At 68.5% G+C, this 7201-nt stretch carries 7 protein-coding genes and 1 tRNA gene; 3 read left to right on the plus strand and 5 right to left on the minus strand.

What is annotated here, in order from left to right; all coding sequences use genetic code 11:
* Nucleotides 1–198 precede the first annotated feature (198 nt).
* On the plus strand, nt 199–405 hold the full coding sequence (locus ACFDS6_RS16100) for an AlpA family transcriptional regulator (protein ID WP_188656581.1): 207 nt from the start codon (nt 199–201) through the stop codon (nt 403–405).
* A gap of 172 nt (nt 406–577) precedes the next feature.
* Here ACFDS6_RS16100 and ACFDS6_RS16105 read toward each other — a convergent pair.
* A tRNA-Arg gene (locus tag ACFDS6_RS16105) sits at nt 578–654 on the minus strand.
* Nucleotides 655–737: 83 nt separating this feature from the next.
* On the opposite strand from ACFDS6_RS16105, the gene ACFDS6_RS16110 reads away from it, so the two are divergent.
* The gene (locus tag ACFDS6_RS16110) at nt 738–1253 is read left to right on the plus strand and encodes a hypothetical protein (protein ID WP_375273120.1); all 516 of its coding nucleotides are present in this window, start codon (nt 738–740) and stop codon (nt 1251–1253) included.
* 5 nt (nt 1254–1258) lie between these two features.
* Here ACFDS6_RS16110 and ACFDS6_RS16115 read toward each other — a convergent pair whose 3' ends face one another.
* The 3 genes from ACFDS6_RS16115 to hemB form a co-directional block, all read right to left on the minus strand.
* On the minus strand, nt 1259–3472 hold the full coding sequence (locus ACFDS6_RS16115) for a fused MFS/spermidine synthase (protein WP_375273121.1): 2214 nt from the start codon (nt 3470–3472) through the stop codon (nt 1259–1261).
* An 89-nt stretch (nt 3473–3561) separates the two neighbouring features.
* The gene (locus ACFDS6_RS16120) at nt 3562–4089 is read right to left on the minus strand and encodes a GNAT family N-acetyltransferase (protein ID WP_375273122.1); all 528 of its coding nucleotides are present in this window, start codon (nt 4087–4089) and stop codon (nt 3562–3564) included.
* A gap of 31 nt (nt 4090–4120) precedes the next feature.
* On the minus strand, nt 4121–5119 hold the full coding sequence (gene hemB, locus ACFDS6_RS16125; protein WP_375273125.1) for a porphobilinogen synthase: 999 nt from the start codon (nt 5117–5119) through the stop codon (nt 4121–4123).
* 94 nt (nt 5120–5213) lie between these two features.
* Between hemB and ACFDS6_RS16130 the strand changes: the two genes are divergently transcribed.
* Nucleotides 5214–6101: a diacylglycerol/lipid kinase family protein gene (locus ACFDS6_RS16130; protein WP_375273123.1), complete on the plus strand. Its 888-nt coding sequence runs from the start codon at nt 5214–5216 to the stop codon at nt 6099–6101.
* A 20-nt stretch (nt 6102–6121) separates the two neighbouring features.
* Here ACFDS6_RS16130 and ACFDS6_RS16135 read toward each other — a convergent pair.
* A partial coding sequence (locus ACFDS6_RS16135) for an MATE family efflux transporter (protein WP_375273124.1) occupies nt 6122–7201 on the minus strand: 1080 nt, incomplete at its 5' end.

Below are 7201 nucleotides of genomic sequence, written 5' to 3' on the forward strand. Positions count from 1 at the left end.
CGATAGGCGCGAACGCAATCGCGGTGGCACTCCCAGTCGGATATCCGGAGCGCTGGCGAGATCATCAATCCCGCGACCCAGCGCCTTCAACCAAGGCGCGCTGCATCCCCGGAAGGCCGTCACGGCTCCAAAGCTTCCCTGCTGATCTCCAGGGCCATAGGATCGTGCCGGAAGGGGCTATCCTGCTTGGAGCAGACCATGGCCAACGATGCTCACACACCCACTCGCCTGATCCGGCTGCCTGAGGTCAAACTCCGGACCGGGCTCGCCCGATCATCGATCTATCGGATGATGGAGGACGGCGGCTTTCCACGCCCTCGCAAGCTTGGGCCGAGGGCCGTTGCGTGGCTGGTGAACGACATCGATCAGTGGATCGACAGCCGGCCTGCGAAACCGACCCGTTGAGGGTGCAGCCGAGAGGAAAGCTGGCGTAAGGTCGGCAGAATCGGAGAACAGCGTGACAGACTTAGCTGACACCTCAGAAGGCCCTCGCCTCCCCTTCGGGGGAGGCGTGTTACCTAGCCTGTTACCTAGAACCACCTGGGCGAGGGATGGTCCCCTCTAACCCTTTGAAAAGTGGCGCGCCCGGAACGATTCGAACGTCCGACCCTCAGATTCGTAGTCTGATGCTCTATCCAGCTGAGCTACGGGCGCCCTGTGGAGGCGCGCTGATACGAGGGCTTTTCGACCCGCGCAAGTACGTTGCGCGATTTTGTTGAAGAATTTAACGCCGGGTCATGTTCCACCCGATCCACCGCCGCTCGCTCCCGCTCTGCGTGATGCTGCTTCCCCTGAGCGCGTGCGCGGTGCCGGAGGGGCCCTACCCCTCGCTCGCACCCCGCCCGGCCGAGAAGCTGGGGTTCGAGGAGCCGGCGCCGCCGCCGCCTGCGATGGCCATTCGCGATCCCGCGCTCGACGCGCGGCTCGCCTACAATGCGCGCGAGCGTGCCGCGGCGATCAAGGCGTTCGATGCCGGCGCCGCCCGTGCCGAGCGGCTGGTGAGCGCGGCTCGCGGCGCGGCGGCGGGGAGCGATCGCTGGCTGGAGGCGCAGATCGCGATCGCCGAGCTGGACGCGGTGCGTGCGCGCCATCGGGATGCGCTGGGGGCGCTCGAAGACTTAGCGAGCGCGCGCGCACGCGACCTCCAACCGGCCTATCCGGCGCTGGAGGCGGCGCTGGTCGAGGCGCGCCGGACGAGCGAGGAACAGACGCGGCGGATCGACGGGCTGGTGGCGCGGCTCGCGCCTGCCTGACGCGATCAGAAGCGCAGCAGCGGCAGGATCGTCCCGTAATCGTCGGTCCAGGCGTGAAAGCCGGGGCGCGGTCGGATGTCGGTCCACTCCCCCCCATCATGGCGGATGGCGTCGAACACGGCCGCGTCCCGCGTCATCACGACCCAGGCGGATTTGGTCGCGTCCTCCTCGTACACGTCGGGCGTGTAGTTGAGGATCGCCGCGTGCCAGCCGCGCGCGCGCGCTGCCGCGGCGACGACCGGGACGAGGTTGAGGTAGCGGTTGGAGATATGCACCGCGAGCGTCCCTCGCGGCGATAGAACGCGGCCGTAGGTGTCGAACGCTTCGAGGGTCAGCAGGTGCATCGGCACCGCGTCGGAGGAGAAGGCGTCGAGCGCGAGCACGTCAAGCGTCATGTCCGCCTGCCGTTCGAGCGACAGGCGCGCGTCGCCGATGACGATCGGTGCGTCGGGCGCGCAGCGGGCAAGAAAGGTGAAGCGCGATCCTTCCGCGACCCGCACCATGGTCGGGTCTATCTCGTAGAAGCGCCAGCGCTGTCCCGGGTGATGATAACAGGCGAGCGTTCCGGTCCCGAGCCCGACCACGCCGATCCGCGCCGCCGGACCGTAGAGCGCGGGCGCCAGCGTCATCACGCGTCCGACGCCCGAACCTGGTACGTAATAGGTCGTCGGCGTACGCTCGCGCGTCGGATTGCCGGCCAGCTGGACGCCGTGCACCGTGGTGCCGTGGATCAACGTCCGTCGCCGCGGCGCGTCGGCGATCGTGTACACCCCGAAATAGCTGCGGGTGCGCGCGTCGCTCCTGATCGACAGGCTAAGCGCCTGCAGGCCGCCGAACAGCGCCAGGCTCGAGGCCAGCACCACCATGTACGGCAGCCGCGCGCCGATCGCGACGATGCCGAGCAATGCGACCGCGACGAAGGTCGGCAGCAGAAACGGGCTGGCCCGATCATTGGCGATCGGTTCCAGCGCGAGCAGGAACAACGCGGCGAGCACGACCACGTAGATCGCGATGGCGATCAGTCGCGATCTGGGCGTCAGCCACAAGCGCGCGAGCTGCTGCGCCAGGTAGCTCTGCGGCATCAGGAAACCGGTGGCCAGGATCAGGATCGGGTATTCCCAGGTCCAGTCAAAGATCACCGGCGCGACGAGCCCCGCGAAGACGCCGCCAAGCGCGCCGCCGAGCGACATGGCGAGGTAGAAACTGGTGAGATGCGCCGGTGCCGGGCGAAGCCGGTACAATCGCGTGTGTAACGCCACCGAGGCGACGAACAGCACCATCAGCGCGATGAACACCGCCAGCAGCGCGGTGGTGGTGAAGCCGCCCATCAGGATGCCGCCGAACACGACCATTGTAACGGGTGCGTAGCGGGTGATCGCGTCGGCGAGCGTCCGGTTGCTGGCGAACGCTACCGAGAAGCTGAGCAGGTAGAGCGCGAGCGGCAATACCCATAGCAGGGGCATCGCGAGCAGATCGGTGCTGATAAAAGTGCTGGTCGCGAGCATCAGGCCGGAGGGAACGAGGCCGAGCACGATCCAGGTCGACCAGCGCGCGAGGGTCGGTTTCGCGGCGCTGCTCCGAGTGTCGATTTCGCTCTGGTCGGAGCGGTCCTGCCCGCCCGTCGCGGGCAGCAGGCGCACGCACAGCGCCACCAGCGCGATGAGCGCGACGTAGCCCGCGCTCCACAACCATCGCTGGTCGGTGACGGGCATCAACGGCTCGACCAGCAGCGGAAAGGCGACCAGTCCGGCGAAGCTGCCGACATTCGATGCCGCGTAGAGCGCGTACGGCTCCTCGCCCGGTCGGACGAGCGCGAACCAGCGCTGCACCAGCGGCGCCTGTGCCGATACCGCGAAGAACAATGGCCCGATCGACACCGCGAACAGCCACGGTACCCAGATCGCGGGCTCGGCGCCGGCGGGCAGCACGCGGTCGTTGAGCCCGATCGGCAGGAACACGGCGGCGGCGGCGAGGACCGCCAAATGCACCCAGCCCTGCGCACGCGGGGTCAGACGTCCCAGCAGATGCGCGTAGGCGTACCCGCCCAGCAGCAACGCCTGGTACACCAGCATCGCCGAGTTCCACACCGCTGGCGCGCCGCCGAGCCGCGGCAGCGCGATGCGCGCGATCATCGGCTGGACCAGGAACAGCAGGAACGAACCGAGCAGGATGGTCGCGACGTACAGCCGTCGCGGCGCATGCGTGGGTAGATGGATCATGCAAGTCTTTCGGCGCCGAACCGCGGCTGGTCAGGAGTCGCGAGCATTAGTGCGGACTGCTTAACGCCAGCGCAACAGTACAGATCACATCACGGCCGCGGCAGCGCGTAGGTCACCACGTCGGCGAGCGGATCATCGGCCCCGAATTGCGGATGGACGAAGTCGAGCTCGGGCCGATGGGACATGCCGAGCCGCTGCATCATACCCCGGCTCTTCGCGTTTCGCCGCGCGGTAATCGCGACGACGCGCGGTGCATCTGTATGTGCCCAGCACCAATCCAGCACCCCGAGCATCGCCTCCAGCGCGTAACCGTGCCGCCAGTACGCACGTGCGATCACCCATCCGGCCTCGACCTCGCCGGCGATCGGCGTGTCGGGCGCGCCGGGCTTCAACCCGCAGAAGCCGATCACCGCCGAGTCGTCGCGGCGCACGACCGCGTTGAAACCCAGGCCGTTCGGGTAGGCCGCGTGCCGCGCGAGCGTCGCGTCGCTCTCCGCCGCCGTCTTCACCGGGCCGAGATCAGCCATGACGAGCGGGTCGCGCCAGATCGCGTGCAGCGCGGCGCGGTCCGCCGCGACCGGCGGACGCAGGATCAGGCGCGGCGTCTCGATCGTCACCGCGCCTGCATAGCGCCATGCCGCCGGACGATCAGCGCGCGTTCGCCAGCAGGCGCGCGGCGTGCAGCGCGTGATAGGTCAGCACGCCCGAGCAACCCGCGCGCTTGAACGCGAGCAATGTTTCCAGGACCATCGCGTCGCGCTCGGCCGCGCCGGCCGCGACCGCCGCCTCGATCATCGCGTACTCGCCCGACACCTGATAGGCGAACACCGGCACCGCGAACGCGTCCTTAACCTCGCGGACGATGTCGAGGTATGGCAGGCCAGGCTTGACCATCACGCTGTCCGCGCCCTCGGCGAGGTCGAGCGCGACCTCGCGCAGCGCTTCCTCGCGGTTGGCCGGGTTCATCTGATAGGTCGTCTTGTCGCCCTTCAGCAGCCCGCGGCTGCCGACCGCGTCGCGGAACGGCCCGTAGAAGGCGGAAGCGTATTTGGCGGCGTAGGCCATGATCTGGACGTTGACGTGTCCGCCGGCCTCAAGCGCGTCGCGGATCAGGCCGACGCGGCCGTCCATCATGTCGGACGGCGCGATGATGTCGGCGCCCGCCGCCGCCTGGTTGATCGACTGCGCGATCAGCACCTCGATGGTGCGATCGTTCAGGACATAGCCGGCCTCATCAACGATTCCGTCATGACCGTGCGCGGTATAAGGGTCGAGTGCGACGTCGGTCAGAATGCCGATCTCCGGCACCGCCGCCTTGATCGCGCGGATCGCACGGCACATCAGGTTGTCGGGGTTGAGCGCCTCTGCGCCGTCGTCGCTGCGGCGCTCGGGTTGCGTGTTGGGGAACAGCGCCAGGCAGGTGATGCCCAGGTCGCGCGCTTCCTTCGCGCGCGCGACGATGCCGTCGACCGACCAGCGCGACACGCCCGGCAGGGTCGCGATCGGCTCTTCGACCCCGTCCCCTTCGGTCACGAACAGCGGCCAGATCAGGTCGGCGGCGGTCAGGACGTTCTCGGCGTGGAGCCGGCGGCTCCAGGCGGACGCGCGGGTGCGGCGCAGGCGCAGTGCGGGATAGGCGGCGTGCATGTCCGCCATGTCGGCCATGCGCGATGGCGGCGCAAGTATTCCGAGGCACGAGCGCGGGCGCGAAGCTTAATCGTCGACGACGCGTTCGAGCCGCATGACACACCCGCGTATCGCGTCCGCCGCCATGATCGTGAACGCGAGGTCCCGGCGTGGGCAGAAGCTGTTCGCGCAGGCGTGCGCCTTCGTCGGCGACCTCCCCTTCCCGGTCGACGCGCACGCGGTCGAGGACCCGGACGAGCTGGAGGCAACCGTGCTGCGCGCGCTCGCCCGCGGCCCGGACCTCGTCATCCTGGGCGGCGGCGACGGCACGATCAGCGGCCTGGTCGACCTGCTGGTCGGCAAGGACGTGATCCTGGGTGTGCTGCCGCTCGGCACCGCGAACAGCTTCTCGCGCTCGATCGGCCTCCCGCTCGACATCGCCGGCGCGGTTCGCGTGCTCGCCGATGGCGAACCGCGTCGCATCGACCTCGGGATGATCGACGGCGACTATTACGCCAATTGCGCGGCGATGGGCATCAGCCCGCAGATCGCCGCCACCGTACCGCACTGGTTGAAGAAGATCGCCGGACGCGTCGGTTATCTCGCCTGGGCGGTGCTGCAGTTCTTCCGCTTCCACTCCTTCACTTTGGTCGTCGGCGAAGGCGACCGCGCGGCGCACATCAAGGCGGTCGAGGTGCGCATCTCCAACGGGCCATTCCACGGCGGCACCGAAGTGGTCGAGGGCGCCGAGGTCGATTCGGGCGAGATCGTGGTGCAGGCGGTCAAGGGTCCGTTCAAGCGCAACCTAGTCAAGAATTGGGTCGCGTCCTTCTTCCGGCACGACGCCCGGCACGAACATACCGTCGCCTTCTCGGGCAAGAGCATGCGAGTCGACACGATCCCCTCGGGCATGCCGATCTCGATCGATGGCGAGGTGCTCGCGCACACGCCCGTCACCGCGCACATCGCGGCCGGCGTGATCGAGGTGATGGTGCCGCGCTGACGCCGGCGCGCGGGCCGCGATCAGCTCGCCGGCCGCACCGCGCCCGCGGGTTCGACGTCGGCGTGGCTCCGCTCCTCGCAATGCGGCTCGGCGGTCAGCAGCGCGCCCTTTCGCCACCCGCCCTGCAGATAATAGAGCGCGGCGAGCAGCAACGTGGTCGCCGAGCCGAGCGGGAAGCTCCACCACAAGGCATCGCTGCCGAGTGCCGGGCGCAGCGCGAATGCGGCGCCGAGCCGCACCGGGAACATGGCGATGAACAGGATCGCGAGCGGCCCCCAGACAGCGCCGTTCGCGCGCACCGTGCCGAACAGCACCATGGTCGCCCCGAACAGCACGAAGCCCCAGGTGGACAGCAGGTTGATGTGCTGCGCGACCGTCAGCACGCGCGAGCCGTCGTCGACGAACAAGGCCAGCAGCGGTCGGTCGAACAGCAGGGCGACCGCGATGATCGCGCCGGTGATCGCGAGATTGTAGATGATACCACTGCGGGTGATCGCGCTGACCCGGTCCCACCGCCCCGCGCCGATATTCTGCGCGACCATCGCGCTCACCGCCGCGCCGATCGCCATCGCGGGCATCTGTATATAGGTCCAGATCTGCTGCGTGATGCCGTAGGCCGCGGTGGTATCGACGCCATTGCGATTGACCAGGCCGACCATCGCCAGCCCCGCGCTCGAGATCACCAGCATCTGCGCGCCGATCGGCAGCCCCTTGCCGACGATGGTGCCCAGCAGCGCCCGGTCCGGAATGACGTAGTGTAACTCCGCGCCCGCCAGCCGGAGCGGCAGTTTGCGGACGTAGATGTAGGTGACCAGCACGGCGCTCGCGACCACGTTGGCGATCAGCGTCGCCGTCGCCGATCCCGCGATGCCGAGTTCGGGCGCGGGCCCGAGCCCCAGGATGAACACCGGGTTGAGCCCGGCGTCGAGCACAACCGACAGCCCCATGAACCACAAGGGCGTGAGCGAATCGCCGATCCCGCGCAATCCCATGAACATGACGACGAGCAGCATCGACGCCGGCAGCCCCAGGAAGATGACGCGCAGATAGGCCAGCGCCTCGCCGAACGCGTCGCCGGGCGTCGCGAGCAGCGTCAGTAT

Source organism: Sphingomonas sp., assembly GCF_042095875.1.
Lineage (GTDB): Bacteria > Pseudomonadota > Alphaproteobacteria > Sphingomonadales > Sphingomonadaceae > Sphingomonas.

Coding starts and splice junctions, on each gene's coding strand:
- ACFDS6_RS16100 (WP_188656581.1), top strand. CDS start 199: ATGGCCAACGATGCTCACACACCCACTCGCCTGATCCGGCTGCCTGAG.
- ACFDS6_RS16110 (WP_375273120.1), top strand. CDS start 738: ATGTTCCACCCGATCCACCGCCGCTCGCTCCCGCTCTGCGTGATGCTG.
- ACFDS6_RS16115 (WP_375273121.1), bottom strand. CDS start 3,472: ATGATCCATCTACCCACGCATGCGCCGCGACGGCTGTACGTCGCGACC.
- hemB (WP_375273125.1), bottom strand. CDS start 5,119: ATGCACGCCGCCTATCCCGCACTGCGCCTGCGCCGCACCCGCGCGTCC.
- ACFDS6_RS16130 (WP_375273123.1), top strand. CDS start 5,214: ATGACACACCCGCGTATCGCGTCCGCCGCCATGATCGTGAACGCGAGG.